At 63.0% G+C, this 23,850-nt stretch carries 22 protein-coding genes; 8 read left to right on the forward strand and 14 right to left on the reverse strand.

Features of this window, described 5'->3' with window-relative positions:
* Positions 1 to 211: 211 nt before the first annotated feature.
* Positions 212 to 1,789: a trimethylamine methyltransferase family protein gene (locus AC04SG_RS15570; protein ID WP_488551768.1), complete on the reverse strand. Its 1,578-nt coding sequence runs from the start codon at positions 1,787 to 1,789 to the stop codon at positions 212 to 214.
* A 244-nt stretch (positions 1,790 to 2,033) separates the two neighbouring features.
* Between AC04SG_RS15570 and AC04SG_RS15575 the strand changes: the two genes are divergently transcribed.
* The 4 genes from AC04SG_RS15575 (at position 2,034) to AC04SG_RS15590 (ending at position 7,524) form a co-directional block, all read left to right on the forward strand.
* Positions 2,034 to 3,209: an MFS transporter gene (locus AC04SG_RS15575; protein ID WP_488551769.1), complete on the forward strand. Its 1,176-nt coding sequence runs from the start codon at positions 2,034 to 2,036 to the stop codon at positions 3,207 to 3,209.
* A gap of 135 nt (positions 3,210 to 3,344) precedes the next feature.
* Positions 3,345 to 5,402 (forward strand): prolyl oligopeptidase family serine peptidase, encoded by a 2,058-nt coding sequence (locus AC04SG_RS15580; protein ID WP_488551928.1) that lies wholly within the window; start codon positions 3,345 to 3,347, stop codon positions 5,400 to 5,402.
* A 253-nt stretch (positions 5,403 to 5,655) separates the two neighbouring features.
* Positions 5,656 to 7,035, forward strand: coding sequence for an aspartate aminotransferase family protein (locus AC04SG_RS15585; RefSeq protein ID WP_488551770.1), 1,380 nt, complete (start codon positions 5,656 to 5,658; stop codon positions 7,033 to 7,035).
* Positions 7,036 to 7,158: 123 nt separating this feature from the next.
* Complete coding sequence (locus tag AC04SG_RS15590; protein ID WP_488551771.1) at positions 7,159 to 7,524, forward strand: hypothetical protein; 366 nt, start codon at positions 7,159 to 7,161, stop codon at positions 7,522 to 7,524.
* A 368-nt stretch (positions 7,525 to 7,892) separates the two neighbouring features.
* Here AC04SG_RS15590 and mmsB read toward each other — a convergent pair whose 3' ends face one another.
* Genes mmsB through AC04SG_RS15605 form a run of 3 tightly spaced genes read right to left on the reverse strand, consistent with a single transcriptional unit; the run spans position 7,893 to position 10,411 of the window.
* Positions 7,893 to 8,777: a 3-hydroxyisobutyrate dehydrogenase gene (mmsB, locus tag AC04SG_RS15595; protein WP_488551772.1), complete on the reverse strand. Its 885-nt coding sequence runs from the start codon at positions 8,775 to 8,777 to the stop codon at positions 7,893 to 7,895.
* A 55-nt stretch (positions 8,778 to 8,832) separates the two neighbouring features.
* Positions 8,833 to 9,201, reverse strand: coding sequence for a four helix bundle protein (locus AC04SG_RS15600; protein WP_488551773.1), 369 nt, complete (start codon positions 9,199 to 9,201; stop codon positions 8,833 to 8,835).
* 43 nt (positions 9,202 to 9,244) lie between these two features.
* Positions 9,245 to 10,411, reverse strand: coding sequence for an isobutyryl-CoA dehydrogenase (locus AC04SG_RS15605; protein WP_488551774.1), 1,167 nt, complete (start codon positions 10,409 to 10,411; stop codon positions 9,245 to 9,247).
* Between the two features lie 127 nt (positions 10,412 to 10,538).
* Here AC04SG_RS15605 and AC04SG_RS15610 point away from each other — a divergent pair, with 127 nt between their 5' ends.
* Both AC04SG_RS15610 and AC04SG_RS15615 read left to right on the forward strand, forming a co-directional pair.
* Positions 10,539 to 11,171: a dimethylsulfonioproprionate lyase family protein gene (locus AC04SG_RS15610; RefSeq protein WP_488551775.1), complete on the forward strand. Its 633-nt coding sequence runs from the start codon at positions 10,539 to 10,541 to the stop codon at positions 11,169 to 11,171.
* 3 nt (positions 11,172 to 11,174) lie between these two features.
* The gene (locus tag AC04SG_RS15615; protein WP_488551776.1) at positions 11,175 to 12,650 is read left to right on the forward strand and encodes a cobyric acid synthase; all 1,476 of its coding nucleotides are present in this window, start codon (positions 11,175 to 11,177) and stop codon (positions 12,648 to 12,650) included.
* Here the strand turns inward: AC04SG_RS15615 and AC04SG_RS15620 are convergent.
* The 4 genes from AC04SG_RS15620 to AC04SG_RS15635 form a co-directional block, all read right to left on the reverse strand.
* Complete coding sequence (locus AC04SG_RS15620; protein WP_488551777.1) at positions 12,647 to 13,066, reverse strand: VOC family protein; 420 nt, start codon at positions 13,064 to 13,066, stop codon at positions 12,647 to 12,649. The genes AC04SG_RS15615 and AC04SG_RS15620 overlap by 4 nt on opposite strands.
* Positions 13,067 to 13,137: 71 nt before the next feature.
* Positions 13,138 to 13,962, reverse strand: a complete 825-nt coding sequence (locus AC04SG_RS15625) for a helix-turn-helix domain-containing protein (protein ID WP_488551778.1) — start codon at positions 13,960 to 13,962, stop codon at positions 13,138 to 13,140.
* A gap of 146 nt (positions 13,963 to 14,108) precedes the next feature.
* A complete protein-coding gene (locus AC04SG_RS15630) occupies positions 14,109 to 14,279 on the reverse strand; it encodes a hypothetical protein (RefSeq protein ID WP_488551779.1) in 171 nt (56 codons plus the stop codon).
* A 52-nt stretch (positions 14,280 to 14,331) separates the two neighbouring features.
* Positions 14,332 to 15,117: a TSUP family transporter gene (locus AC04SG_RS15635; protein WP_488551780.1), complete on the reverse strand. Its 786-nt coding sequence runs from the start codon at positions 15,115 to 15,117 to the stop codon at positions 14,332 to 14,334.
* A gap of 203 nt (positions 15,118 to 15,320) precedes the next feature.
* On the opposite strand from AC04SG_RS15635, the gene AC04SG_RS15640 reads away from it, so the two are divergent.
* Positions 15,321 to 15,746 (forward strand): TerB family tellurite resistance protein, encoded by a 426-nt coding sequence (locus tag AC04SG_RS15640; protein WP_488551781.1) that lies wholly within the window; start codon positions 15,321 to 15,323, stop codon positions 15,744 to 15,746.
* Positions 15,747 to 15,865: 119 nt separating this feature from the next.
* On the opposite strand, the gene AC04SG_RS15645 is transcribed toward AC04SG_RS15640, so the two are convergent.
* The 5 genes from AC04SG_RS15645 to AC04SG_RS15665 all read right to left on the reverse strand — a co-directional run bounded on the left by AC04SG_RS15645 (position 15,866) and on the right by AC04SG_RS15665 (position 22,176).
* Positions 15,866 to 17,488 (reverse strand): ABC transporter ATP-binding protein, encoded by a 1,623-nt coding sequence (locus AC04SG_RS15645; RefSeq protein WP_488551782.1) that lies wholly within the window; start codon positions 17,486 to 17,488, stop codon positions 15,866 to 15,868.
* Positions 17,485 to 18,354: an ABC transporter permease gene (locus AC04SG_RS15650; RefSeq protein WP_488551783.1), complete on the reverse strand. Its 870-nt coding sequence runs from the start codon at positions 18,352 to 18,354 to the stop codon at positions 17,485 to 17,487. The genes AC04SG_RS15645 and AC04SG_RS15650 overlap by 4 nt, the downstream gene beginning before the upstream one ends.
* Positions 18,351 to 19,298 carry an ABC transporter permease gene (locus AC04SG_RS15655; protein WP_488551784.1) on the reverse strand — a complete coding sequence of 316 codons (948 nt, stop codon included), beginning with the start codon at positions 19,296 to 19,298 and terminating at the stop codon, positions 18,351 to 18,353. The genes AC04SG_RS15650 and AC04SG_RS15655 overlap by 4 nt, the downstream gene beginning before the upstream one ends.
* A complete protein-coding gene (locus AC04SG_RS15660; protein WP_488551785.1) occupies positions 19,295 to 20,773 on the reverse strand; it encodes an ABC transporter substrate-binding protein in 1,479 nt (492 codons plus the stop codon). Before AC04SG_RS15660 ends, AC04SG_RS15655 begins: the two co-directional genes overlap by 4 nt.
* Positions 20,774 to 20,895: 122 nt before the next feature.
* Entirely contained in the window at positions 20,896 to 22,176 is a 1,281-nt protein-coding gene (locus AC04SG_RS15665) for an acetylornithine deacetylase/succinyl-diaminopimelate desuccinylase family protein (RefSeq protein ID WP_488551786.1), read from the reverse strand.
* A gap of 223 nt (positions 22,177 to 22,399) precedes the next feature.
* Between AC04SG_RS15665 and AC04SG_RS15670 the strand changes: the two genes are divergently transcribed.
* Positions 22,400 to 22,831, forward strand: coding sequence for a L,D-transpeptidase (locus AC04SG_RS15670; protein WP_181056001.1), 432 nt, complete (start codon positions 22,400 to 22,402; stop codon positions 22,829 to 22,831).
* 4 nt (positions 22,832 to 22,835) lie between these two features.
* Here AC04SG_RS15670 and AC04SG_RS15675 read toward each other — a convergent pair whose 3' ends face one another.
* Complete coding sequence (locus AC04SG_RS15675) at positions 22,836 to 23,846, reverse strand: lipid A biosynthesis lauroyl acyltransferase (protein WP_488551787.1); 1,011 nt, start codon at positions 23,844 to 23,846, stop codon at positions 22,836 to 22,838.
* Positions 23,847 to 23,850 lie beyond the last annotated feature (4 nt).

Here is a 23,850-nt window from a genome sequence, read left to right on the forward strand (position 1 = left end):
CGAAGATCCCAAGCTCTCCCGCGGCTGTAACCTCAGGTGGTACGGGCGACTTCGCCAAGCCAAGGTCCGGGCGGCCGCCCGGACCTTGGCTCAATCGCTTCAATCCCACGAAATCTCTCTCGTGTAGATACAAGGTGGCTCGGCGAAGCTCGGGGGTCGACCGTTCATCAAATCCATACGAATGATCAGTTCATCAAACCAACACAGATGATCAGAAATCGGTCGGCGCGCCGCCTTCGGAGCGGCGCTTTTCGACGAAGTCGTTGAGCTCTTCGCGGATCGCCGGGTCCATATAGGGCTCTTCGTAGGACGCCAGCCGTTCCTTCCACACCTTGTTGGCCTTTTCCAATGCGGTCGGCGAGCCGGCTTCGGCCCAGGTTTCGAAATTGCGCCAGTCGGAGAGGATGGGCGAGTAGAAGGCGTTCTTGTAGCGGTCTTGCGTGTGCTGGGTGCCGAAGAAATGGCCGCCGGGGCCGACAGACTGGATGGCGTCGAAGCCGAGCGCCTCTTCGGAGAGGTCGAGCGGGGTCAGGAACTCCGCCACCATCTGCAACAGGTCGATATCGAGAATGGTTTTTTCGTAGGAGCAGCGCAGGCCGCCTTCGAGCCAGCCGGCGCCGTGCATCATCAGATTACCGCCGCCCTGGATGGCGCCCCACAGCGAAAACACGCTTTCATAGGCGGCCTGCGCGTCGACCGTGTTGGCGGCGCAGGTGTTGGAGGTGCGGTAGGGGATCTTGTAGCGGCGGGCAAGCTGGCCGCCGACCAGCTGTGCCTTCATGTATTCGGGTGTGCCGAAGGCCGGAGAACCGGACTTCATGTCGACATTGGAGGTGAAGCCGCCATAGCCGACCGGCGCGCCCCTGCGCACCATCTGCGCAAAGGCGATGCCGGACAGTGCCTCGGCATTCTGCTGCACCAGCGCGCCGGCGATGGTGACCGGCGCCATCGCGCCCGACAGCGTGAAGGGCGTGACGACGACGACCTGGCCCTTGCTCGACATCTGGATGATGCCTTCCATCATCGGCACGTCGAGTTTGAGCGGCGAATTGGTGTTGATGATGGTGAAGACGGACGGCTCTTCCAGCATCTGCTCGTGGCTGATGCCGCGCGCGATGCGGGTGATCTCGATGCCGTCGACATTGCGTTCCTTGCCGAGCGAATAGATGTGAAACACCTTGTCGGTCAGCGTGGCGAGGTCGCGGATGCATTCGAGATGGCGCACCGAGGGATGGATGTCGGTCGGCTCGACCGGATAGCCGCCGGTGCAGTTCAGGATGTTGTGCATCTGCGCCAGGCGCAGGAAGTTGCGGTAGTCCTGCTGGTTACCCGGGCGGCGGCCGCGATCGAGGTCGGAGCAGTTCGGCGCCGAGGCCATCATCGACAGGATCACATTGTTGCCGCCGAAGCGGACATCGTGCGCCGGGTTGCGGGCATGCAGCGTGAATTCCGACGGGCAGTTCGAGATGAGATCGAGGATCATGTCACTGTCGAAGCGCACGCGCTCGCTGCCCGCGGTCACGTCGGCGCCATGTTCCTTCATGATGCGACGGGCTTCGTCATGCAGCACGTCGACGCCGATTTCCCTCAAGACGCGCAGCGAGGCGAGGTGGATCGATTCCAGCTCATCGTCGGAGACCAGCTTGGTCGGCGTCAGCGGGTTTCTCAGCTGTCGGAAAGCCGGCTGTTCGAAGGCGGCCAAGCCGCCGGCGCGCTTGCCCGCACGGCCACCACGACGGGCGCGGTCGGTTGCCAAAGGCGGTTCGGCTGGGTGCAGGGCGGCGGTCATGATGGTCCTCGTACGATGCGGGTAGCGGGCGGCATAATGGACCGGCGGCTGTCCGGCCATTGCGGAGGCGGCGACCACTAGGACGAGGGAAGCGACATGCCGGAACGGCAGTTTGCGACAGATAGGACGCGTCCACTGGCCCTTGGCGCAAGGGGATTTCGGCGGCGGCCCTTCCTTTCGCGAATTCGAACCGCTAGCTCATGGTTTGCCGCTGAATGGTCCGGCAGTTCACATGGAAAGCAGCATGGCCGCGACCGGTTCGAGCGATGGCGAAGCGGGGACGCAATGGGCAGCGCTTGCCGGCGTTACCGCGGCGCTCGCCATGTTCGGCGCCGCGCAAGGGCTGAGTTCGCCGCTGTTTACGCTGCTGATGCAGAAACAAGGCATGTCGCCGGCGCTGATCGGCTTGTCGGCTGCGATGATGCCGCTTGGCCTGATCCTTTCGGCATCGTTCGTGCCGGCAGCCGTTCGGCTGGTCGGCGCGCGCACGCTGGCTGTCGGTTGCTCCTTGATCGGGGCGCTGTGCTTCCTCGGCATCGGCTATCTGCAGGACTGGGTGGGCTGGTTCGTCCTCCGCTTCATCATCGGTATCGTCATCAACCCGCTCTATGTACTGGGCGAAGTTTGGGCGCTCTCGCTAGCGCCGCCATCGCGCCGTGGCAGGGTGATGGGGGCATTCAACACTGTGCTGGGCGCGGGCTACGCTGCAGGGCCTTTGGTCCTGACCGCGGTTGGCATATCGGGTTGGGTTCCTTTCCTGGTGGGGACGGCTGGCTTCGTGCTGTGCGCCGCGATCCTGCGTGCTGTTTCGTCAAGCCTTGCCGGCTTCGAGGACGACGGCCAGTCGTCCGGTGGATTTTTCGATTTCGCCAGGCTGGCGCCGGCACTGTTGTTTGCCGTGCTGGTTTCGGCGGCGGTCCAGCAGGGCACCTACGCATTGATGCCGGTCTTCGGTGCTGCCTATGGCCTGCCCGAAAGGATACTGGCGGCGCTGGTGATGGCGCTGTCGCTGGGAAACATCTTCCTGCAAATCCCGCTCGGCCTGCTGGCCGAGCGTTTCGGCGGGCGGGCGATGATCATCTTCTGCGCATTGGCGACAACGACGTGCGCGGTTCTGCTGCCGTTGCTGATCACGACGCCGGCCATCTGGCTCGTCCTTCTCGTCATGGGTGCGGTCGGTTATGGCGTCTACACCATGGCGCTGGTCGAGCTCGGCAGCCGCTTCAAGGGAACGGTGCTGGTCGCCGGCAACGCCGCCTTCGCCTTGATGTGGGGCGCTGGCGGCATTGTCGGCCCGCCCGGCGCCGGCGCCTTGATGCAGGTCATCGGCCCGCTCGGCCTGCCGGTGGTCATCGCCGGCCTCGACGCACTGCTGGTGAGCTTCGCGCTCTACCGATCCTTCAAGCGCCAAAACGCCTGACGGGGGTTGTCTGGAGCGGGGCTAACCTCCATCAGTCTCGATGCCCTGACGTCACCATCTTGAATAAAACCGCCTGGGACGCGATGTAGGCAGGGCCGCCCGCCAATAGCTTGGAGACCATGCGTGACCCAATCGATGACAAAACGCCAGACCGAGACCGCCGCCGAGGATAATTTCCTCTGGCTGGAAGATCGGACCAGCAAGCAATCGCTCGACTGGGTTCACCAGCAGAATGAGGTGACGGTCGGCGAGTTGCAGGGCGATCCGTCCTATCAGGCGGCGTTCGAGACAGCGCTCGACCTGATGACGGCCGAAGACAACATTGCGGTCGGTGCTGCGCTCAACGGCCATGTCTATAATTTCTGGCAGGACAAGACCAATGTGCTCGGCCTCTGGCGCCGCACGACGGTCGCCTCCTACAAGGCCGAGAAGCCCGACTGGGAGACGATCATCGACTTCGACGTGCTGTCGGCCAAAGAGGGGGTGAAGTGGGTGTTCAGCGGCGTCAGCCGGCTCTATCCCGACTTCAATCTATGCCTGGTGGCGATGTCGCCGGATGGCGGCGATGCCAGCGAGATGCGCGAGTTCGACATTGAAGCCAAATCCTTCGTCGAGGGCGGCTTCCGGGCTCCCGCCTCCAAATCCGGTTTTTCCTGGCTGGACAAGGATGCCGTCCTTGTCTCTGCCGCATTCGAGGAAGAGGACAAAACCCAGTCCGGCTATCCGCGCGTCGTCAAACTTTGGAAGCGCGGCACCCGTCTGGAAGACGCGACGCCGATCTTCGAGGCCGAGAAGCAGGATCTCGCGGCCGGCGTCGGGGTCGAATATGACGGCGACAAGCAGTATCTGTTTCTGGCACGCGCGATCGCCTTCTTCTCCTCGCATAGTTTCCTGCGCCTGCCATCGGGCGAAAACCGGCGCATTCCGCTGCCGGACGATGTCACCGATACGGCCCTGTTCAAGGGTCGGTTTGTATTCAGCGTGCGCAGCCCTTGGACGGCGCCGGACGGCACTGAATGCTTGCCGGACGGCCTCTATTCCCTGGATTTCGAGCGCTGGATCGACACCGGCGACCTAGCTCCTGTCGAAACCATGCTTGCGCCGGCGCACCGCGTGTCGATCGCCGGCATTGCCCGCACGCAGGACCGGCTGTTCATCAACCTGATGGACAATGTGCGCGGCAAGGTCATCGTCGCCGAGCGCAAGGGGGAAAGCTGGTCGCTCAAGCCGGTCGCGCTGCCCGAAAACGGCAATGTCGGCATTGCGCATGCCGAGCATTTCGGGGCCAGCGTTTCGTTCTCCTTCACCGATTTCCTGACGCCGAGCTCGATCATCTGGTCGGACGACGATGGCGAGACGCTGGCCACGGTGAAGTCGCAGCCGGCGCGTTTCGATGCCGCGCCGCTGATTTCCGAACAGTTCGAGGCGCGCTCGAAGGACGGCACCATGATCCCCTATTTCGTCGTCAGGCGGCGCGACCAGAAGGGTCCGGTGCCGACGCTGCTTTACGGCTATGGCGGCTTCGAGGTGCCGCTGCTGCCCGGCTATGCCGGCGTGCGCGGCAGGCTGTGGCTGGAAAAGGGCAATGCCTATGTGCAGGCCTGCATCCGCGGCGGCGGCGAGTTCGGACCGGCCTGGCACCAGGCGGCGCTGAAGGGCAATCGCCAGACTGCCTTCGACGATTTCGCCGCGGTGGCCGAAGATGTCGTCGGGCGCGGCATCGCCACCGCCGGCTCGCTCGGCATCCAGGGCGGTTCGAATGGCGGCTTGCTGACCGGTGTTTCGCTGACTCAGCACCCCGAGCTGTTCGGCGCCGTCATCATCGAAGTGCCGCTGCTCGACATGCTGCGCTACACCGACCTGCCGCCGGGCGCCTCGTGGATGGGCGAATACGGCGATCCGTCGAAACCGGAAGAGGCCAGGTGGTTGGGCACCTACTCGCCCTACCAGCATGTCTCGGGCGATGCCGCCTATCCGCCGGTGCTGCTGACGACGTCGACCGCTGACGACCGCGTCCATCCCGGCCATGCCCGCAAGATGGCGGCGCGATTGCAGGAAGCTGGGCACGACAGGACTTTGTTCTTCGAGGAGACCGAGGGCGGACATGGCGGGCGCGGCGACCGCCGACCGCAGGCTGCACAAACCGCGATGAAATATGTCTTCCTGCAAAGGGCGTTGTCCGCCAAGGCCTAGACCCCTCGTGGGCCAAGCGAAGGGTGGTTCACCTCGACCAGCCTTTGCTCTAAGGTGCCGGCCATGGCTCTCGTCAGGATCTTGGTTAGCGCCTTTGGGGCTCGCGTATTTCGGGTCGCGGTGACGCCGTCACCGCGCACGCTGCGTGCGGAGCTTTTGCGGTTGTGCGCCCGCATCGGTTATTCACCACCTGCCGTCCTCTGACGAATTCGCCCCGGCATCGCCGGAATGATTTCAGAGGAAAGATCCAGACATGACCTATCAGAATTATTCGCTGAAGCAGCTTCAGCAGATCGACGCTGCGCATCATCTGCATCCGTTCACCGACCACAAGGAATTGCGAGAGGCCGGCTCGCGCATCATCACCCATGCCAACGGTCCGTTCATCTACGATGCCGAGGGTACGGAAATCCTCGACGGCATGGCCGGCCTGTGGTGCGTCAATGTCGGCTATGGCCGTGACGAACTGGCCGACGCTGCCTACGCGCAGATGAAGGAATTGCCCTACTACAATTCCTTCTTCAAATGCTCGACGCCGACGCCGGTGCTGTTGTCGAAGAAGCTGGCCGAACTGGCGCCCAAGGGCGTCGCCCAGGTATTCTACGGCTCCTCCGGCTCGGAGGCCAACGACACGGCGCTGCGGCTCGTGCGCCACTACTGGGCGCTGGAGGGCAAGCCTGACAAGAACCGCATCATCTCGCGCAAGATGGGCTATCACGGCTCGACAATCGCCGGCACCTCGCTGGGCGGCATGGACCTGATGCACAAGCAGCTCGGTGGGCCCGTTCCCAACATCGTCCATGTGATGATGCCCTATGCCTATGAGTTGGCTCTGCCTGGCGAAAGCGACCATGATTTCGGCCTTCGCGCCGCCAAGGCGGTCGAGGACGCCATCCTCGAAGCCGGCGCCGACAAGGTCGCCGCGTTCATTGGCGAACCGGTGATGGGAGCAGGTGGGGTAAAAATCCCACCGATGAGCTACTGGCCGGAAGTGCAGCGCATCTGCCGCAAATACGATGTGCTGCTGATGCTGGACGAGGTCATCACCGGCTATGGCCGCACCGGCGAATGGTTCGCCGCGCAGACCTTCGGCATCGAGCCCGACACCATCACCACCGCCAAGGCGCTGACGTCGGGCTATCAGCCGCTTTCGGCACTGCTGGTCGGCGACCGCATCGCAGCGACACTGGTCGAAAAGGGCGGCGAGTTCTATCACGGCTATACCTATTCCGGGCACCCGGTCGCTTGCGCGGTGGCGCTGAAGAACCTGGAAATCATTGAGCGGGAAGGTCTGGTCGACCGGGTCAAGAACGACACCGGGCCTTATTTTGCCCAGGCGCTGCAGGAGCGCATCGCCGGCCACGAGCTGGTCGGCGAGGTGCGTTCGATCGGGCTGATGGGGGCGATCGAGATCGTCAAGAACAGAGCGACCAAGGAACGCTTCCTGCCGGCGGGCAGTGCCGCCGTTACGGTCCGTGACCACGCCATCGCGCAAGGCATGATGCTGCGCGCCACCGGCGACACGATGATCCTGTCGCCGCCGCTGATCTGGACGCGCGAGACGATCGACATGGCTTGCGAGCGCATCGCCAGGGCGCTCGATCTGGCGCTAGCGGATTTGCGCAAGAAATAGGCGAATCGATCGCAGGGGCGCTGCGATCAGGGCGCCCCTGGCAACTTCGTGACTTCAGGGAACGATAGCCGCCGTCGCGCGTAGTGTCCTCAGCCGGCGGGATCGGCTGCAGTTGAGGGGTTCATGAAAAAGATCACGAAGACACTGCGCACGCGAGGATCGGGCGCCATAGGAGCCGACCTGATGCTGGCGCCATTGGTGATGGCCATGCGCCTGCCTCTGATGGCGGCCGACGCACAAAACGGCAGAGGCCTTGGCTCCGAGACTGCACGCGCCATCAATGAGAAAGCCACGGCCGTTGCCGAAGGTGCGTTTGCCGCGCAAATGGCGCTGTTCCAATCGGCAGCGCGCTTCTGGCCGGAGATTTTTTCCGGCCGCACGCCGTCGCTGTTCAACGGCATAGCCGTGGAACGGTCGATCAGTGCGGCGCTGAAGCCTGCCAGCCGCGCGGTGAAAGCGAATTTCCGCCGGCTGTCGTCAAAGGACTGATTGAGGCTTCGGGCCCACCTCTGCCGACTTTGGCGTCGGGTCAAAGCCGGTTTCCGGTTTTGCTGCGCCTGCGCTGGAAATATAATCGGACGACGCAGTAATAGTGCCTAGAAACGCAAAAACCGCGCCCCATAGGGAACGCGGCTTTGCCAGATACGCATGGCGTTTCGCCAACAAAACACTTGCGAAACTTACGGGCTCCGGTACGCGAGACCTGATCCGGAGCGCCGGGCGGATGCGATATGTCCGCCTCGCCATCCGTTGTATAGGCACATCGTTACCGTCGGGTTATCGAGAACTTAAGCAAATCTAAATTTGCAATTTTTCCATACGAGAAAAATCGATAAAAACGCTGCAAAATTCGAAACTTATAGAGAATTGCCGCGCAGGAAATTTATGATCCCGGAAAAATCGGCGCCGCCATTTCCCTGCGCGTTGAACAGCGCATAAAGCTGGGCTGCTTCGGCCCCCATCGGCGTCACCGCGCCGGCACTTTGGGCAGCCTCCTGCGACAGTTTCAGGTCCTTCAGCATGAGTGCCGCGGCAAAGCCCGGCTTGTAATCCCTGTTGGCCGGCGATGCCGGCACTGGGCCGGGCACCGGGCAGTAGGTGGTCAGCGACCAGCACTGGCCGGACGAGGTCGAGGCGACGTCGAACAGCGCCTGATGCGAGAGGCCGAGTTTTTCGGCCAGCACGAAGGCCTCGGCAACGCCGATCATTGAAATGCCGAGCATCATGTTGTTGCAGATTTTTGCCGCCTGGCCGGCGCCGTCATCGCCGCAATGGACAATGCGGCCGGCCATCGGCTTCAGGATCGGTTCAGCGGCAGCAAAAGCTTCGGTCGACCCGCCGGCCATGAAGGTGAGGGTGCCCGCGGCAGCTCCGCCGGTGCCGCCGGAGACGGGGGCATCGATCGAATGCAGACCGTGCTTCTTTGCAACGGCATGGGCCTTGCGGGCTGATTCGACGTCGATGGTCGAGGAATCGATGAACAGCGCGCCTGGTTTGGCCTTGGGCGCGATGTCTTCATAGACCGACAGCACGTGTTTGCCGGCAGGCAGCATGGTGATGACGACATCGGCGTCTTTCACCGCGGCAACAGCATTGGCCATTACCGTCACACCATGTTCACGGGCGACCGTGAGGTTTTCCGACACAAGGTCAAAACCATTCACCGTATGCCCCGCTTTGACCAGGTTGGCGGCCATCGGATTGCCCATGTTCCCTAGGCCGATGAAGGCAATGGTAGTCATAGTGGTGCTCCATGATCAGTAGGCAGTAGGCAGTAGGCAGTAGGCAGTAGGGCGACTATTCGGGTGCAAGTTTGATGATAAGTTGGCGAAGCATTTTTCCGATGCCCTCGGCCGCCAGCAGCAGGTGATCGGCTTGATCATGCGTGGCAAGGCCAATGCGTTCAGCGATCTGGAGGTGTGTCTCGAACTCCTTCAGCGAGCCTTGAGCTATCCTGAGAAATTGCTGATAAGAGCCTCGGTTGTCTCGACCATATCCTTCCGCGATATTTGCTGGGATAAAGGTTGCTGAGCGGCGGATTTGACTGGTCAGCCCATACAATTCCTCTTTTGGCCATGTCTTTGTCAACGAGTGCGTGGCGACGGCCAGATCCATCGCCTGCTGCCATACGATAAGATCCTTGTACGAATTGATCTTGCCGGTCATCCTACTGCCTACTGCCTACTGCCTACTGCCTACTGCCTACTGCCTATCGGCCGATCAATGCCCGCGCGATAATCACGCGCATGATCTCGTTGGTGCCTTCGAGGATCTGGTGCACGCGCAGGTCGCGCACCAGCTTTTCGATGCCGTAATCGTGCAGATAGCCGTAGCCGCCATGCAGCTGCAGCGCCTCGTTCGCGACGTTGAAGCCGATATCGGTGACGAAGCGCTTGGCCATGGCCGACCATTTGCCGGCATCCGGTGCCTTGCGGTCGAGTTTCGAGGCGGCGGCGTAGAGGAAAATGCGGGCCGCCTGCAGCTCGGTCTCCATGTCGGCCAGCCTGAACTGCAACGCCTGGAACTGGTTGATCTTCGAGCCGAAGGCCTTGCGCTCGGCGGTATAGGACAGCGCCTTTTCGAGCGCCGACTGCGCGCCGCCGAGCGAGCAGGCGGCAATGTTGAGGCGGCCGCCGTCGAGCCCGGCCATGGCGATGCCGAAACCGGCGCCTTCGCCCGACAGCAGGTTTGCCGCCGGCACCTTGCAGTCTTCAAAAATGACCTGGCGGGTCGACTGCATGTGCCAGCCCATCTTGTGCTCATTGGCGCCGAAGGAAAGGCCGGACGCATCCTTGGGCACGACGAAAGTGGAAATACCCTTGGGACCGTCGGCGCCGGTGCGCGCCATGACGACATAGAGGTCGCTGTCGCCGGCGCCGGAAATGAACTGCTTGGCGCCGTTCAGCACATAGTCGTCGCCGCTCTTCACCGCGCGCGTTTTCAGCGCCGCCGCGTCGGAGCCCGAGCCGGGCTCGGTCAGGCAGTAGCTCGCCAGCCATTCCATCGAGGTCAGCTTCGGCAGCAAGCGCTGGCGCTGCTCGTCATTGCCGAAGCGGTCGATCATGGAGGCCGCCATGTTGTGGATGGAGATGAAGGAGGAAAACGCCGGATCGGCGTGCGCCAGCGCCTCGAAGATCAGCACGGCGTCGAGACGGCCGAGCGCCGAACCGCCGACATCGTCCCCGACATAGATGCCGCCGAGGCCAAGCGGGCCGGTCTCGCGGATCACATCGGCGGGAAAGTGTTTTGCCCGGTCCCATTCGAGTGCATTGGGCGCGACGCGATCGGCGGCGAAGGCCTGCGCCATCTCCTGGATGGCGCGCTGCTCCTCGTTGAGTTCGAACTGGTTGGTGCTCGCATCGACCGCGGCGTCCATGGCGTGCTCCCTGTGTTTCCCCTTGCTGGGGGTTGGCTTGCTGGCCTGTTGTTTTTGGCTTTGCGCGCCGCCCAATCTAGACCAATGATGCCGCCGCGCAACCCGGCCTGCCGCGCAGCCGCTTTGCATGAATGGATCAACGGAGCATTGTGTGCCGACATATCTCAGTGAGCTGCTCGGCCGTTTCCACGGCTATCTCCGAGGCGTGGACAATGCACTGGTGCGTGACGCTGTCGCCCGAATCGACTGGACAATGCCGGCCCGTGCGCTCGAACCGCATCCGCTGCCTTGCCTTTCTCAACTCGACCTCATCGCCGAACTGGCGCCTCCGGATGCGCAGCCTCTGGTGCAGCTGCTGGCGGAGCGCCGCAACGATCTGCATTGGGGGCAGACCTACAATGCGGCGGATTTCGGCTCGGCGTTCCTGCAGAAATACGGCTGGCTGGAGGTTTTTGGGCTACGCGGCCATTTCGCCAACGACGAGGTCGCGGCCGGCCTGCTGATCCTCGGACCTGATATCACCTATCCCGATCATCATCACGTTGCCGAGGAGATCTACATTCCGCTGACCGGCGGTACCGAATGGCGGATGGGCGAGGGCGGCTTTCACGTCCGCCAGGCACGCGAGGTGATCCACCACGCCTCCAATGTCAGCCATGCCATGCGCACAGGCAGCGAGCCGCTGCTGGCGCTCTACATCTGGCGCGGCGGGCCGCTGGCGCAGAAGTCGACCATTCCTGGCGCGCAAGGTAGGGGCTGAGCCATGGCCAAAGCGATCATGCTGCAAGGCACCGGCTCGGATGTCGGCAAGACCGTGCTGGTGGCGGGTCTCTGCCGCGCCGCAAAAAACCGTGGGCTGAAGGTCAGGCCGTTCAAGCCACAGAACATGTCGAACAATGCCGCCGTCGCCGACATTCCCGGCGATGTCAGCGCCGGCGGCGGCGAGATTGGCCGTGGGCAATGGCTGCAAGCGCTGGCCTGTGGTGTCCAGCCGACCGTGCATATGAATCCGGTGCTGCTCAAACCCCAGAGCGACATCGGTTCGCAGGTGATCGTGCAGGGCAAGGTGTTCGGCGAAGCGCGAGCGCGCGACTACCAGACGATGAAGGCAGGGCTGATGGACGCCGTGCTGGACTCCTGGGGCAAGGTCGGTGAGGGCGCCGACCTGGTCATCGTGGAAGGCGCAGGCTCGCCGGCTGAGATTAATCTGAGAGCCCGCGACATCGCCAATATGGGCTTTGCCACGCGCGCCGATGTGCCTGTCATCCTGGTCGGCGACATCGACCGCGGCGGGGTCATCGCTTCGGTCGCCGGCACGCATCTGATCCTGCCGGAGGAAGACCGGCGCATGATCGTCGGCTACCTCATCAACAAGTTCCGGGGCGATGTCTCGCTGTTTGACGACGGCATCGGGTCGATCGAAAAATTCACCGGTTGGCGCTGCTTTGGTGTCGTACCCTGGCTGAAGGCGGCAGCGCGGTTGCCGTCGGAGGACTCGGTTGTGCTCGAACGCCTGGCCTCCGGCGAGAAGCGGGCGTTGAAAGTCGCGGTGCCGATGCTTGGCCGCATCGCCAATTTCGACGATCTCGACCCGCTCAAGGCCGAACCGCAGGTCGAAGTGGTGTTCGTGCCGCCGGGACAGCGCCTGCCGGAAGATGCCGGGCTGGTGGTCATTCCCGGCTCGAAATCGACGGTCGGCGACCTCATAAAGTTCCGCGAGAATGGCTGGGATCGCGATCTCCTCGCCCACCGCAAGCGCGGCGGCCACGTCGTCGGCATATGCGGCGGGTTCCAGATGCTGGGTCGCATGGTGCGTGACCCCGCCGGCATCGAAGGCAGCGTCACCGAGGCCGAAGGGCTAGGTCTGCTCGACATCGAGACGGTGATGGAACCGGAAAAGACGGTGCGCAATGTCAGCGCGCGCTCGGTGCCGTTTGGCTTGCCGCTCGAGGGCTACGAAATCCATCTCGGCCGCACCACCGGGCCTGATATGGCGCGGCCATCCGCAGTGATCAACGGCATCGACGACGGCGCCATTTCCGCCGACGGCAAGGTTTTCGGCACCTATCTGCACGGCCTGTTTTCCGCCGACGCCTTCCGGGCAAGATTCCTGGAGAGCCTCGGCGTCAAAGGCGGCGGCATCGACTATCGCGCCGAGGTGGAAAAGGCCCTGGACGAGGTCGCAGCCGAGCTGGAGAGGCATCTCGACTGCGATGCAATTTTCGGGCTGGCCCGTTAGCCGGCTTCGCCCGCCTTCGGCCAGTACGTCCCGAACGACCAGACATTGCCTTCCGGGTCGCGGCAAATGAATTCGCGGCTGCCATAGTCGCGGTCGGTCAATTCCTGGATGATCGTGGCGCCGGCCTTTTTGGCTCTGGCATGGGCGGCATCGGCATCGTCGACGGCGACATAGATCGACTTGCCGCCGCCGGAACCGGGCTCACCGACCATCTTGCCGTAGTCGTCGCTGCGCGCTGTACCCAGCATGATCATCGAGGTGCCGAACACCAACTCGGCATGGTGCACGATGTCGTCCTCGCCATAACGGGCGCGGACTTCGAAGCCGAAGGCCTCGCCCAGCCAGTCGATCATTTTTCCTGCATTCTTGTAGCGCAGCGCCGGATAGAGTCGGGGTGCTTCAGCGGTGGCGGGCATGAAAACCTCCTTCATTGGGTTGGTCGATAACCCACTCTGTTCGAAGGCTTTCCCGCCGTCTTGAAGAAATGTTACCTCAGCGCTGTGGGGGGATCGCCGGCGAGCTGGCGGAACTCCCGCACCAGATGTGCCTGGTCGGCATAGCCGCAATCGGCGGCGATATCGGCCCAGTCGCTTTGGTCCTGCCGCGACAGGCCGAGCGCACGGTTGAAGCGCACGATGCGCGACAGCGTCTTCGGCCCGATGCCGGTCGCATTGGAGAACTTGCCGGCGAGATGTTTCCGGCTCCAGCCCAGTTTGGCGGCAATTGAGGAAATACGGGTTCGGCCGCCGGACGCGATGATGCGGTCATAGGCCCAAGTGATTTCAGGCGGCGTGTCAGCCGCATGCCCGAGACGGGCGGCGATGAAGGCCTCGACAAGGTCGAAACGCGCCGCCCAGTCCGGCGCGTTGCCAAGCCGTTCACGCAGCGCCGTGCCCTCGGCGCCAAGCACATCGTCGAGCACGACCATGCTGTCGGTCAGCTCGCTCATCGGAAGGCCGAAGAAGCGGCGGGCGCCAAGCGGGGTGAAGTTGATCTGCACGCAGCAGGCGGCGCCAAAGGATTCGATGATTACCGGGCCGGCAAACAGGCCGGCGGCGAAACTGGCGAAACGGTCATTGTCGCCGGGATCCTTGCCAAGGCCGATGGCGAACGGCTCGGCGAAGCTGACCACTAGCGGCACGGTCAGCGAGGCATATTCGATGTTGCGGAAATGGCCGGGCGCGGTTTCGCGATAGCCGCAAATGTCAGACACAATGCCCTCGAGCGCGGGCGGCGGAGCCCGCCGGCGCATCTCGAACCGCCCGGCGATGGAGAGGTCCTGTTCCTTGCGGCGCTGCATATCGATCGGCATAGGCCATCCTTTGCCGACCAAATCTAGCAGACGCCCAATCCCGAATCAAAACGGGGCCTGAATCAAAACGGGGCCTGATCAAAAGGGGCCGAAAGCAAAGCGCCCGGCTTTTGGCCGGGCGCTTCGGTTGCCTGAGATATGCGTGCTTAGGCGCCGCGCATCATGCAGCCGGCGGCAAGCACGATGTAGGCGATGAGCATAATCCAGACCGATGCCAAGGGAATAAACGCAAGAACGCCAAGTGCGGCGAGAACGCCGATGATGGCGATGACAACGGAAATAATGAAAATAAGCTGAGTGGGTGCACTAAGATTCATGTGTGGTCCCTCCAACATGATTCGTACGGCTACATTCTATCAAAGCGTGGGCTCATACACCAATTAGCTGGCGTAGTGGGTTTGCCGGATCGGCCAGCAGCTTGATCGCCAGCGCCAGGCAGATGATCACCAGAAGCGGCTTGATCAGCCTTGCGCCGATGCGGATGGCAAGGCTGGCGCCGAGACGCGCGCCGAGGAACTGGGCGACACCCATCATCAGCCCGATCTTCCAGTAGATGACACCGGCGATGGCAAAGACGATGAAGCCGCCGATGTTGGAGGCGAAATTGAGCAGCTTGGTGTGCGCCGTCGCCTTAAGCACGCCGAAGCCGGCGAGGCTGACGAAGGCCAGCATGTAGAAGGAGCCGGCTCCCGGCCCGAACAGGCCGTCATAGAGGCCGACTAAAGGGCCGATGATCAGCCCGAACAGGAAGGGTGACAGGCGCTCGGCGCGGTCGACATCGTTCATGTTGGGTTTCACCGCGAAGTAGAGCGCAATGGCGATCAGCAGCAGCGGCAGCAGCGCCCGCAAGAGATCGCCGGGCACGAAGGCCGCCAGCAAAGCGCCGACGGCACTGCCGGCAAGGGCGAGAATCGCGGACGGCAGCTGGCGCCGGAGATCGACATGGCCATTCATGGCGTAGTGGATGGTCGCCGAAGCGGTGCCGAAGATGCCTTGCAGCTTGTTGGTTCCAAGTGCTGCCACCGGCGGGAAACCGGCAAGCAGCAGGGCCGGGATGGTGATCAGGCCGCCGCCGCCGGCTATCGAATCGACAAAGCCGGCGGCAAAGGCGGCGAAGGCGAGCATGATGATTGTCTGGGTGGCGAGGTCAAACATCGGGATTTCTGGGCATTCCGGCGGGAAAAGAGATGCCGCGCCTTCGATCATGGCGACCTGGTTTGCGCAAGGCCGAATCCGCGCACCTCTATCCAGGCACGTTGCGCTTGGATTTCCTGTGGTGCATGTCATTATCCCAAAACCGCTGCGCACTTTTGGGTCACATGCGCCGGGCGGATCAGGAACAAGGGACGCTGTTAGCGATGGCATTGCTCGATCAGATACGCTCGATCTTCGATGGCGACCCCGGCGTGCGCAAGGTGGCCGACGACCCGGTGCTGTCGGCGGAACTGCTGATGTTGTTTCGCATGATCCTCGCCGACGGTTCGGTGTCGGAGAGCGAGATGGTCGCCTTCCGGCGTATCTGCAAGGAGGCCTTCGGCATCCCGGAAACCAGCATCGACGCGGTCATCGAATACCTCAACGAGTTCGGCTACGAGACCAACGGCTCGCAGGCCATCGCGCTGTTTCGCGATCTCGATGTCGAGCGGCGCAAGCTGCTGGCACGCCATATGGCCGAGATCGCCAAGGCCGATTCAAAATTGGCCGAGAGCGAGGTGCGGCTGCTCCGCCGTACGCTCGATCTGCTCGACATCAGCCCGGTCGATGTGGTGAAGCCGGAAGAGTGAAGCCGGAAGAGCTGGGCTCGACGGCGGCTAGCCGGGTCCCCGCTGCTTCGCAGCGTCCCAGCGTTCGCGACCTTTCATCGTGCCACTGGCACGATGAATTCGCTGCGCGAATCGGCCGCTCACCCCTGTTCCTGCATGCGCCGTGCGATCGCCCGGTGCAGGTCGGGAGCGGCCGCCACCAGCGCCTTGGCGGCCTCCGACTGCGGATGGTCGAGCACATCACTCGTCTTGCCGCGCTCGACGATCTTGCCGTCATGCATGACCAGCACCTCGTCGGTGATGGCGCGGGCGACGGTCAGATCGTGGGTGATGAAGAGATAGGCGATGCCGAGCTTCTGGTTGAGCTCGGCGAACAAATCGAGGATCTGGGCGCGGATCGAGACGTCGAGTGCCGAGACCGGTTCGTCGGCAACCACCAGCTTCGGCCTGGTAATGATGGCGCGGGCGATCGACAGGCGCTGGCGCTGGCCGCCGGAAAATTCATGCGGATATTTGTCCATGTCGCTGGCGCCGAGACCGACCTCATACAGCGCATGCGCCACCATCTCGCGGCGCTCGGCAGGCGTCGGCTTTTTCTCCAGCACATGCAGCGGCTCGGCGACCAGTTTTTCGACCTTCTGGCGCGGGTCGAAGGAGCCGTAAGGGTCCTGGAACACCACCTGCATGTCGCGCCGCGCTGCTTTGAGCTCTGCCTCGCTCTTGCCGGTGATGGTTTTGCCGCGAAAGCGGATCGTTCCCGAGGTGGATTTGTCGAGTGCCAGGATCATGCGGGCGAGCGTTGACTTGCCGCAGCCGGAGCGGCCAACCAGCGCCACCGATTGACCCGGCGACAGCGACAGGGAAACGTCGTCGACGGCGCGGATTGGCTTCGGGCGTTGGAACAGGGAGGTGCGTCGGCCGGAATAATCGCGCGTCACGCCTTCGACCTGAAGCAGGGGTTTGCCCTCTACGGTAGCATGCGCCTTGGCGCGCGCCGGCACATGCATCGAGGCCAGCGCCAGCTGGCGCGTGTAGGGATGCAGCTGTTCCGACAGCGTGCGCGCGGTGTCACCGGCCTCCATCACCTCGCCATGGCGCAGGATGGTGATGCGGTCGGCCATTTCGGTCACGACCGCGAGGTCGTGCGAGATCAACAGCAGACCCATGCGGTTTTCGCTGACAAGGCCGCGCAGCAGGTCGAGGATCTGCGCCTGCAGCACCACGTCGAGCGCCGTGGTCGGCTCGTCGGCGATCAACAGCTTGGGTTTCAGCGCGCAAGCGATGGCGATGACGACGCGCTGGCGCTGGCCGCCCGACAGTTCGTGCGGATAGCGCGACAGCGGGAATTTCGCTTCGGGCAGGCCGACGCGGTCGAGCATTTTGCGCGCCCGGTCTTCGGCGTCTGCGCGAGTTGCTTTGGTGTGCCAGCGTATGCCTTCGGCGACTTGTTCGCCGATGGTTTTTACCGGATTGAGCGCCGTCATCGGCTCCTGGAAGACCATGCCGATGTCGTCGCCGCGCAGCGCGCACATCTGGTCCTCGGTGGCCGCAAGGATGTCGATGCCGTCGAAAGAGACGCGGCCGCTGGCGCGCGCGGCGTGCGGCAGAAGCTGCATGATGGTCAGCGCCGTCATCGATTTGCCGGAGCCGGATTCACCGACCAGCCCCATCACCTCACCGGGCGCGACTGAGAGCTCCACCCCTTTCAGGATCGGCGTGTCGCCGATCGCCAGCAACAGGTTTTCGATCTCCAGCAGGCTCATCGCTGCCGCCGCGATTTCGGGTCGAGTATATCGGCAATGCCGTCGCCAAGCAGGTTGAGGCCGAGAACGGTGACGACGATGGCCATGCCCGGGAAAATCGCCATCCATGGCGCCACCACCATGCGCGTCTGGGCGTCGAACAGCATGCGGCCCCAGCTCGGCATTGGCGGCTGTGCGCCGAGGCCGACATAAGACAACCCGGCTTCGGCGAGTATGCCGAGCGCGAACTGGATGGTGCCTTGCACCAGAAGCAGCGTGGCGATGTTGGGCAGCACGTGTTCGATGCTGATCTGAGTCCTGCTCTTGCCGGCAGCACGCGCGGCGAGGATGAATTCGCGCGGCCAGATCGCCAGCGCGCCGGCGCGGGCGACGCGGGCAAACACCGGAATGTTGAAGATGCCGATGGCGATGATGGCGTTGATCGCGCCCGGCCCGAAAATGGCGGTGATCATGATCGCCGACAGCAGCGCCGGGAAGGCGAAGACGAGATCGTTCAGCCGCATCAGCGCCTCGTCGACAAATCCGCCGCGCGCCGCGGCAAAGGTGCCGAGCGGCACGCCGACGCCCATGCCGATGCCGACCGCGACCAGTGCCACGGCGATCGAATTGCGGGCGCCGACCATGATCATCGACAGGATATCGCGGCCGAAATGATCGGTGCCGAACCAGTGCGCCGAAGAGGGCGCGAGCGTCTTGTCCGAGATCACCAGCTTGGTCACGTCGTAAGGCGTCCAGACGTAAGAGACGAGCGCCATTGCCACCACCAGCACAGTGATGGCGAAGCCGATGAGGAAGGAGCGGTTGCGGAATGCTTTGGCCAGGATGCTGCCAAACGTCTCCTCTGGGATGTCGATGTGCAGCGTCATTGCCGGCCTCGAAGGCGGGGGTCGACGATGGCGTAGGAGACATCGACGACGAGGTTGACCGCAATGACGGCGACGACCAGCAGCATGACGATGCTTTCGACGACAATCAGGTCGCGCTGGGTGATTGCCTGGAACACCAGCCGGCCGAGGCCGGGGAGATAAAAGACGTTTTCGATGATGATTGTGCCGGCAAGCAGGAAGGCGAATTGCAGGCCCAGAATGGTCAGCACCGGGATCATCGCATTGCGCAGCGCGTGCCGCCACAGCACGGCGCGGTAGGGCAGGCCCTTGGCGCGAGCGGTGCGAATATAGTCCTCGTTCAACACCTCGATCAGCGCCGAGCGGGCGACGCGAGCCAGGATCGCCGCCTGCGGCAGAGCGAGTGCTACGGCCGGCAGCAGCAGCGATTTCAGCGCCGGCCAGACACCGGCGCTCCAGCCGGGAAAGCCGCCGGCCGGCACCAGCCGCAGCCAGACGGCAAAGAGGTAGATCAGCATCAGCGCGAACCAGAAGTTCGGCACGGCGACGCCGAGCTGGGCGGCGCCCATGGCGATGGTATCGCCGGCCCGGCCGCGCCGGCTGGCGGAATAAAGCCCGACAGGGATGGCGATAACGGTGGAAAGCACCAGCGCGATCAGCGCCAGCGGCAGGGAAACCGCCATGCGTTCGCGCGCAAGGTCGATGACCGGCACCGAATAGGTGTAGGAGCGGCCGAAATCGAGGCTGAGCAGGCCGCCCACCCAGTGGAGGTAGCGCAAGACCAGTGGCGCGTTGAGCCTCATCTGGTTGCGCAGCAGCTCGACCTGCTCGGCGCTGGCGTTGAAGCCAAGCATCAACCGTGCCGGATCGCCGGGCAGGATTTCGAGCACGGCGAATACCACCATCGAGGCCAGGATCAAGGTCGCGATGGCGATGGCGAGGCGTTTGAGGAGGTAGGCGGTCAATCCGTCCACTTCACCTTGGTCAGGTCATTCGCCTGGATCGGCGCGTTCTCCCACAAGCCTTGCAGCTTGGCGTCCCAGACGCCGACCTTCGGCAGTTCGTAGAGGAAGCCGACCACGGCATCGTCGGCCAGGATCTTCTGCGCTTCGCCGAGCAGCGTGTTGCGCTTGGCGTCGTCGGAGGTGAGGTTCAGCTCGGCGATGATCTTGTCGAAGGCCGGATTGTCGTAGTTGAAGTAATAATCCTTGCGCGAATAGATATCGATGTCGTTGGGCTCGGTGTGGGAGACGATGGTGAGGTCGTAATCCTTCTTGGTGAACACCTGATCCAGCCACTGCGCCCATTCGACCGGAATGATCTCCAGATCGATGCCGACATCGCGCAGCTGCGAGGCGATGATCTCGCCACCGAGGCGGGCATAGGAGGGCGGAGGCAGTTTCAGCGTCGCCTTGAAGCCATTTTCCAGGCCGGCCTGTTTCAGCAATTCCTTCGCCTTGTCGACATTGTGCGGATAGAGGCCGGTGAGGTCGACATAGGCCTTGCTGGCGGGCGACATGTGCGAGCCGATCGGCACGCCGAGGCCGGCCGAGGCGCCGTCGATGATCGCCTTGCGGTCGAGCGCGAAGGCAATCGCCTGCCGCACCTCGAGCTTGTCGAAAGGCGGCTTCTTGTTGTTGATCGCCAGAATGGTTTCGCCCTCGGTCGAGCCGATCACCACCTTGAAACGCGGGTCGTCCTTGACCTGCGCGACGCTGTCGGGATCGAAGAAAGGGAAGGCCTGGATGTCGCCGGAAAGCAGCGCCGGCACGGCAGCCGCGGCATCGGGAACGATGCGGAACTCGGCCTTGTCGAGAGATACCGGAGCGCCCCAGTAGGTGTCCGATTTCACCAGGGTGATCGACGAGCCCTTGGCCCAGCTCTGGAACTTGAACGGACCGGTGCCGATGGGCTTTTCCTTGTTGGTGTCGGCGCTCTCGGGCGCCACAATCACCGCGTCGCCCCAGCCCATATTGTAGAGGAACGACCCTTGCGGGTTCTTCAGCGTGACCTTGACCGTCGCCGGATCGACGACTTCGACCGTGTCGATGGCAGCGAACAGGCCCTTTTGCGCGTTGACGGAATTGTCGGCGCGGGCGCGGTCGAGCGAGAATTTCACGTCGCTGGCGTCGAAATCGGTGCCGTCATGGAACTTGACGCCGGTGTGCAGCTTGAAGGTGTAGACCTTGCCGTCATCGGAAATGGCCCAGCTCTCGGCGAGGTCAGGCAGCACTTCGCCGTTCGGGCCGATGCGGGTCAGGCCCTCGAAGACGTTGGCATAGAGCACTTCGTCGATCGCGGCGGCAGCACCGGCGGTCGGATCGAGATGCGGCGGTTCGAGGGTAATGCCGATCACCAGGTCAGTACGCGCGGCAAACGCCTGGGAGTTGGTGGCCAGCGCCAACAGCGCGGCGGCAAGAATGGTTTTCCACAATTTCATCGTGCAACTCCCAAATGCTCGAACCCTGATGCGATAGAAGCGTGATTTCGAGGTGGAGTAAATTGCGTTTCGTGCTCTGCGGCGGCGCCGGGAGGAATGTTTTTTCGGCTGATGTCGACGGATCAGCCGGTAGCCGTTCCTCTAAGCAGCACATTGAGCCCGATCGCCATCACTTTGGCCGACTCCACCATGTCCGAGATACCGACCCATTCGTCGGGCCGGTGGGCGAGATCGAGAATGCCCGGACCATAGGCGATGCAATCGTAGAGGTGGCCGATGCGGGCAATGTGCTTCTGGTCGTAAGTGCCTGGCGAAATAATATAATCCGGCTCGCGGTCGAAGATCGCCATGATGCCTTGCGCCACCGCCTTGACCACTGGCGCATCGCGCTCTGTCATCAGCGGCAGAACCTCCATCAGGTCGCGGATTTCGTAGTCGAACTTTTTGCGCTCGCGCTTAAGCCGGTCGAGGATATCGGTCACTTCGCTTTTGACCGTGGCAAGGTCCTCCTCGAGCAGGAAGCGGCGGTCGATGGTCAGCCGGCAAGCATCGGGCACGTTGGGCGAGGGCAGGCCCGGGCGGAAATCCTCGGTCTGGCCGCCATGGATCGAATTGATGTTCATGGTCGAGCGCTTTGCCCCTTCAGGGACGACAGGCATGCGCGTCACCTTGCGGTCGAGCGCCGGAAACAGCTCGTCCTCGAAGGCCTGCAGCACCGCGCCCATGTGGCGCACCGCATTGTCGCCTAGGAACGGCATCGAGCCATGCGCGATCTCGCCCTTGGTCTCGATCTCCGCCCACCAGACACCGCGATGGCCAAGGCAGATGCGGTCCTTGTTCAGCGGCTCCGGGATGATGACGTGGTCGACCTTCGGTTTCGAGAAATAGCCAAGTTTCGCCAGGTGGGCGACACCACCGAAGCCGCCTGACTCCTCATCGACCGTGCCCGAGATTTCGATGGCGCCGGGAAAATCGGGGAAAACCTCCATGAAGGCCTCGGCCGCGATGATCGAGGCGGCCATACCGCCCTTCATGTCACAGGCGCCGCGGCCGTAGACCCTGCCGTCCTTCACCATGCCGGCAAAGGGATCGACGCTCCAGCCTTCGCCGGCTTCGACGACATCGATATGCGAATTGAAATGGACGCAGGCGCCGGGCGAGCGGCCGTCGAAGCGGGCGACGACATTGACGCGCGGATAGCGGTCGGTATCGCCGGGCGTGCCCTCGGCGCGGATGAATTCGGTTTCGAAGCCGCGCTTGCTTAGCCGGGTAGCAATATATTCCGCGCAGGGGCGATAGGCTTCACCCGGCGGGTTGATGGTCGGGAAGCGGATCAGGTCGGCGGTAAGCTGGACCAGTTCATCGGAACGGTCGTCGATCGCTTTGAAGAGTCGTTCGTTCATCAGGAGAGTTGAGCAACGAACGGGTGGCTTTTGCAAGCGTCACGCCATCGGCGTGGAAAGTACGTATCGCAGCAGCAACTATAGCGGGAAAATCGTTCAAATTCGCTGCTTTAGATTGGCGATTTTATCAAGGAGTGTGTGTTAGATCACTCACCTGTCGTTAAAAAGATGAAAAACCGCGTGATGACAGAGCAGGCAAGGGGCATCAAAGGGGTTTGATCTCATGACTAAAATCGTTCTCATGGCGGCAGCTTTTGCTGCGATGCTGTTTGGCACGTCCATCGAAAGCAGGGCTGCTTCGCTGGTGGCCAGCATCGACGTCTCATCGCAGACCATGACCGTCAGCCAATACGGCCAGGTGCTATATCGCTGGAGCGTGTCGACCGCGCGGCGCGGCTATTTCACGCCGCCGGGCACCTATCGGCCGCAACGGACGGCGCGGATGTGGTATTCGAAGAAATACCACATGTCGCCAATGCCTTATTCGGTGTTCTTCCATGGCGGCTACGCCATCCACGGCACCAATGCGGTGAGGCAGCTTGGGCGTCCGGCCTCGCATGGCTGCGTGCGGCTGCACACGGCAAATGCCGCGACCTTCTATTCGATGGTGCGGGAAGTCGGCTTCGGCAACACCCGGATCGTGGTGACGAACTGACGACCTAAGATTGCCGCTGCCGCTGGCCGGCAGCGTCCTTGGACTGCCCACGCCGGCGGCGACGCCGGCCTGAGATTTCCCACCTCTTGTGGAACCACATCCACTGTCCCGGGTCCTCGCGAACCCAGCGCTCGACGACGTCGGCGAGCAGTTGGGTGGTGGCTGGTACGTCGACGCTGCCGCTCTCATTGCGCGGTAGAGTGAGCTTGTCTTCGATCTCGAGGCGGAAGCGGTTGCCGGGCAACCGGATGCAGCGCGCCGGATAGACATCGCAATCATAGTGGCGGGCGAGCATGCCCAGAACCGGATTGCTCTGGCACGGGCGGCCGAAGAAGGTCGTCTCCAGTCCGCTGGAGAATTTCTGGTCGACCAGAACGCCGATATTGCCGCCACTCTCGAGAATGGACGCCAGCGCGAAGGAGGCGCCGGTGGAGGAGGGCAATAGAGCGCCCATGCTCGAACGGCGGGTCGAGTGGATGTAGTCAGCGAGGTACGGGTTGTTGGGCGGGCGAAACAGCGCCGTGATCTGCATGCCGAAGGTCGCGGCCGCCACCGGCAAAAGCTCGAAATTGCCGAGATGGCCGGTGAACAGGATGTGCGGCTTCTGCTCGGTGGCGATGTGCTTGAAGTGATCGACGCCACCGACTTCGACGCGCCCGGGCGTCGTCGCGTTCGGGTCATAGTCGAACAGCGCATCGAGGAAGATGTATTCAGTGGCGAGGCGGGCCATGTTGCCCCACATGTCGGAAGCGATGGCCTCGATCTCGGCGTCGCTCTTGTCGGGGTAGGCGAGACGCAGATTGTTGATGGCGACGCGGTGGCGTCCGACCCGCGGGCCGATGCGGCGGGCGGCGCGGTCAGCGAAATTGAGCGCGCTGTCGGCCGGCAGCAGACGCAGCAGCGAGATGATCGTCATCGCCGCACGTGCCACCAGCCAGTGCTCCATCTGGCGCAGTCTTCGGCCATAGCGGAACATGAAGTCCCGACGGGCTTTTTTGAACACCTTGCCGACCATTGTC

It is taken from the genome of Mesorhizobium sp. CNPSo 4684 (genome assembly GCF_057784315.1).

Coding starts and splice junctions, on each gene's coding strand:
- AC04SG_RS15600 (WP_488551773.1), bottom strand. CDS start 9,201: ATGACCGGCAAGATCAATTCGTACAAGGATCTTATCGTATGGCAGCAG.
- AC04SG_RS15635 (WP_488551780.1), bottom strand. CDS start 15,117: ATGTTTGACCTCGCCACCCAGACAATCATCATGCTCGCCTTCGCCGCC.
- AC04SG_RS15575 (WP_488551769.1), top strand. CDS start 2,034: ATGGCCGCGACCGGTTCGAGCGATGGCGAAGCGGGGACGCAATGGGCA.
- AC04SG_RS15675 (WP_488551787.1), bottom strand. CDS start 23,846: ATGGTCGGCAAGGTGTTCAAAAAAGCCCGTCGGGACTTCATGTTCCGC.
- AC04SG_RS15585 (WP_488551770.1), top strand. CDS start 5,656: ATGACCTATCAGAATTATTCGCTGAAGCAGCTTCAGCAGATCGACGCT.
- AC04SG_RS15640 (WP_488551781.1), top strand. CDS start 15,321: ATGGCATTGCTCGATCAGATACGCTCGATCTTCGATGGCGACCCCGGC.
- mmsB (WP_488551772.1), bottom strand. CDS start 8,777: ATGACTACCATTGCCTTCATCGGCCTAGGGAACATGGGCAATCCGATG.
- AC04SG_RS15625 (WP_488551778.1), bottom strand. CDS start 13,962: ATGCCGATCGATATGCAGCGCCGCAAGGAACAGGACCTCTCCATCGCC.
- AC04SG_RS15615 (WP_488551776.1), top strand. CDS start 11,175: ATGGCCAAAGCGATCATGCTGCAAGGCACCGGCTCGGATGTCGGCAAG.
- AC04SG_RS15650 (WP_488551783.1), bottom strand. CDS start 18,354: ATGACGCTGCACATCGACATCCCAGAGGAGACGTTTGGCAGCATCCTG.
- AC04SG_RS15610 (WP_488551775.1), top strand. CDS start 10,539: ATGAATGGATCAACGGAGCATTGTGTGCCGACATATCTCAGTGAGCTG.
- AC04SG_RS15570 (WP_488551768.1), bottom strand. CDS start 1,789: ATGACCGCCGCCCTGCACCCAGCCGAACCGCCTTTGGCAACCGACCGC.
- AC04SG_RS15590 (WP_488551771.1), top strand. CDS start 7,159: ATGAAAAAGATCACGAAGACACTGCGCACGCGAGGATCGGGCGCCATA.
- AC04SG_RS15665 (WP_488551786.1), bottom strand. CDS start 22,176: ATGAACGAACGACTCTTCAAAGCGATCGACGACCGTTCCGATGAACTG.
- AC04SG_RS15645 (WP_488551782.1), bottom strand. CDS start 17,488: ATGAGCCTGCTGGAGATCGAAAACCTGTTGCTGGCGATCGGCGACACG.
- AC04SG_RS15605 (WP_488551774.1), bottom strand. CDS start 10,411: ATGGACGCCGCGGTCGATGCGAGCACCAACCAGTTCGAACTCAACGAG.
- AC04SG_RS15630 (WP_488551779.1), bottom strand. CDS start 14,279: ATGAATCTTAGTGCACCCACTCAGCTTATTTTCATTATTTCCGTTGTC.
- AC04SG_RS15660 (WP_488551785.1), bottom strand. CDS start 20,773: ATGAAATTGTGGAAAACCATTCTTGCCGCCGCGCTGTTGGCGCTGGCC.
- AC04SG_RS15580 (WP_488551928.1), top strand. CDS start 3,345: ATGACAAAACGCCAGACCGAGACCGCCGCCGAGGATAATTTCCTCTGG.
- AC04SG_RS15670 (WP_181056001.1), top strand. CDS start 22,400: ATGACTAAAATCGTTCTCATGGCGGCAGCTTTTGCTGCGATGCTGTTT.
- AC04SG_RS15620 (WP_488551777.1), bottom strand. CDS start 13,066: ATGCCCGCCACCGCTGAAGCACCCCGACTCTATCCGGCGCTGCGCTAC.